Annotated in this window: 4 protein-coding genes; 3 read left to right on the top strand and 1 reads right to left on the bottom strand. The window is 68.4% G+C overall.

Annotated elements, in window-relative coordinates:
* A partial coding sequence (locus STRTUCAR8_RS17355; protein ID WP_044472366.1) for a hypothetical protein occupies nt 1–261 on the bottom strand: 261 nt, incomplete at its 3' end.
* Between the two features lie 151 nt (nt 262–412).
* On the opposite strand from STRTUCAR8_RS17355, the gene STRTUCAR8_RS17350 reads away from it, so the two are divergent.
* The 3 genes from STRTUCAR8_RS17350 (at nt 413) to glnII (ending at nt 2860) form a co-directional block, all read left to right on the top strand.
* Nucleotides 413–787 (top strand): arsenate reductase family protein, encoded by a 375-nt coding sequence (locus tag STRTUCAR8_RS17350; RefSeq protein ID WP_044472365.1) that lies wholly within the window; start codon nt 413–415, stop codon nt 785–787.
* A 97-nt stretch (nt 788–884) separates the two neighbouring features.
* Entirely contained in the window at nt 885–1565 is a 681-nt protein-coding gene (locus STRTUCAR8_RS17345) for an RlpA-like double-psi beta-barrel domain-containing protein (RefSeq protein WP_006377114.1), read from the top strand.
* A 266-nt stretch (nt 1566–1831) separates the two neighbouring features.
* Entirely contained in the window at nt 1832–2860 is a 1029-nt protein-coding gene (gene glnII, locus STRTUCAR8_RS17340) for a glutamine synthetase (RefSeq protein WP_006377116.1), read from the top strand.
* Nucleotides 2861–2914: the final 54 nt, after the last annotated feature.

The following is a 2914-nucleotide window of genomic DNA, read 5'->3' as shown; positions in this document are numbered from 1 at the left end:
CGACGGTGGGTGGACGCCGATCAGATCCGCCGCGCTGCGGATCGTCTCGTTGCGGGCCTGGTTCGGCATGTGGACGCCGGAGTCGAGCAGGGCGATCGCGAGGCGCATCGCCTTGAGCCGGCGGTTGTGCGTGACGTACCACTCGCGGGGGCGCCCCGGCGGCAGCGGGCGCTTCTCCACGGGGGCGTACGGCAGGTCGAGCAGGACCCCCCTCTTGGCGGTGGACTGGGTGGGCGACGGCTTGAGAGCGGCAGTGGGCACAGGCATCCTCCTGTCGCGGTCGGGGCGGCACCGGACCCCCCGGCGACACCCTCGAACACTGCTTCTATTCTACCGCCCGGCACTGACAATCGCCCCTGGCCACAAGGCCTTTCGGGGCTCGCTCGAAGGGCACTCGCGTACCGTGAGCCCCATGGAAATCTGGATCAACCCGGCCTGCTCCAAGTGCCGTGGAGCACTGTCGCTGCTCGATGCCGAGGGCGCCGAATACACCGTCCGCCGCTACCTGGAGGAGACGCCCACCGAGGACGAGATCCGTGCCGTACTCGATCGGCTCGGCCTCGAACCCTGGGACATCACCCGGACCCAGGAAGCCGTCGCCAAGGAGTTGGGCGTGAAGGGGTGGGGCCGGGAAGAGGGGGACCGGGAGCGGTGGGTTGCCGCTCTCGCCGCGCATCCGAAGCTCATCCAGCGGCCCATCATCACCGCCGACGACGGCAGCGCGGTCGTGGCCCGTACGGACGAGGCTGTGCGGGACGCGCTGTCCCGACGCCCAGCAGGCAAGTGATGCAGGTCACTTCAGTGGTCCCAGTGACCTCTGAGTGACCTCGTTCGGTATCTCGTACATAGCGACGTACGCTCCCCTATCTCTTCAGGAGACGCGCATGTCGCGCAGGAGAACTGTCAGTACGAAGAAGAAGCTGGCGCTGTTCGTGAGTGCCGCCGCGGTGGCGGGTGGCGGTGCTTTCGCCATGGCGGCCACGTCCAACGCGGCGCAGACCGCCGCCGACTCGACCGTCTGCCAGGGGCTCGCCACCGCCCTCGGCAACAACCAGAAGTTCATCGCGGACCAACGGGCCAATCCTGACGCCCAGTCGGCGGCCCGGATCGTGAACCGTGACGCGGTCGTAGCCCAGATCAAGGTGCAGCAGGAGGCGTCGGGGTGCGTGGTTGGGGAGTCGGCTCAGGACTCCCAGATCACGCAGCCCGCCACTCCGGCCACCAACCCGCCTGCCGCCCAGCCGGCCGACCAGCCCTCGCCGCCCGCCCCGAGCGCCTCGTCTGCCGCTCCGGACGTCCCCGGCGTGCCCGCCGACGGGGAACAGGTCTGTGCCGGGTCCACCGTCACCCTCTCCGGTGAGGGCGGGGACCCCGCCGCGTCCAGCAACCAGTTCCCCGCCGGAACCACGTTGCGCGTCACCAACCTGGACAACGACAAGTCCACGACGGTCAAGGTGACCTCGGTGTCGGGCAGTTGCGCGCTGCTCAACAACGCCGCCTTCGAGCAGGTCCGCGAGCCCGGCAAGTTCCTGATCCGCCGGGCGCTGATCGAGAAGGTGGGGTGAGGTCCCGGCCCTGACATCTGCCCGGACAGGGGTCCTGTCGCTCCCGGCCAGGGGCGGCAGGACCCGCCCGTTTCGCGCTTCCCCCCATGGACCCCTCCACACGTGAGACGCGCCACAAGAACACCAGGTAACACGGGGTTCACATTCGAGCAATGATCGGGAAATCCCCTGTTGACAGGCTCGCGGGCAACAAGAGCGGCGCCCCAGTGCCGCAGCGCCGCAGCACCCGCAAGTGCGCCTGTAGACCCACCCCGAAGGATGGTCCCGTGACCTTCAAGGCTGAGTACATCTGGATCGACGGCACCGAGCCGACGGCCAAGCTCCGCTCCAAGACCAAGATCATGGCCGACGACGCCAAGGGCGCCGAGCTGCCGATCTGGGGCTTCGACGGGTCTTCCACGAACCAGGCCGAAGGACACGCCTCGGACCGTGTGCTCAAGCCGGTCTCCTCCTACCCGGACCCGATCCGTGGCGGCGACGACATCCTCGTCATGTGCGAGGTCCTCGAGATCGACATGACGCCGCACTCGTCCAACACGCGTGCCCCGCTGGTCGAGGTCGCCACGAAGTTCGCCGCTCAGGAGCCGATCTTCGGCATCGAGCAGGAGTACACCTTCTTCGACGGCACCCGTCCGCTCGGCTTCCCCGAGGGCGGCTTCCCGGCCCCCCAGGGCGGCTACTACTGCGGTGTCGGCGCCGACGAGATCTTCGGTCGCGAGATCGTCGAGGCCCACCTGGAGAACTGCCTCAAGGCCGGTCTCGCCATCTCCGGCATCAACGCCGAGGTCATGCCCGGTCAGTGGGAGTTCCAGGTCGGTCCGGTCTCCCCGCTGGAGGTCTCCGACCAGCTGTGGATCGCCCGCTGGCTGCTCTACCGCACCGCCGAGGACTTCGGTATCTCCGCGACGCTGGACCCGAAGCCGGTGAAGGGCGACTGGAACGGCGCCGGTGCGCACACCAACTTCTCCACGAAGGCGATGCGCGAGGGCTACGACGCGATCATCACCGCGTGCGAGTCCCTCGGTGAGGGTTCGAAGCCGCTCGACCACGTCAAGCACTACGGCGCGGGCATCGACGACCGTCTCACCGGTCTGCACGAGACCGCCCCGTGGAACGAGTACTCGTACGGCGTCTCCAACCGCGGCGCCTCGGTCCGTATCCCGTGGCAGGTCGAGAAGGACGGCAAGGGTTACATCGAGGACCGCCGCCCGAACGCCAACGTCGACCCGTACCTCGTGACGCGGCTGATCGTCGACACCTGCTGCTCCGCCCTGGAGAAGGCCGGCCAGGTCTGATCCGGAGCCCGGTTCCGGAGCTGATTCCGGAGTCCGGTCCCAGATCGTGAGAAG

The sequence above is a fragment of the Streptomyces turgidiscabies Car8 genome (genome assembly GCF_000331005.1).
Taxonomy (GTDB): Bacteria; Actinomycetota; Actinomycetes; order Streptomycetales; family Streptomycetaceae; genus Streptomyces; species Streptomyces turgidiscabies.
The sequence above is the reverse complement of the archived record's forward strand: the minus strand, read 5'-3'. Positions and strand labels throughout refer to the sequence as shown.

Coding starts and splice junctions, on each gene's coding strand:
- STRTUCAR8_RS17350 (WP_044472365.1), top strand. CDS start 413: ATGGAAATCTGGATCAACCCGGCCTGCTCCAAGTGCCGTGGAGCACTG.
- STRTUCAR8_RS17345 (WP_006377114.1), top strand. CDS start 885: ATGTCGCGCAGGAGAACTGTCAGTACGAAGAAGAAGCTGGCGCTGTTC.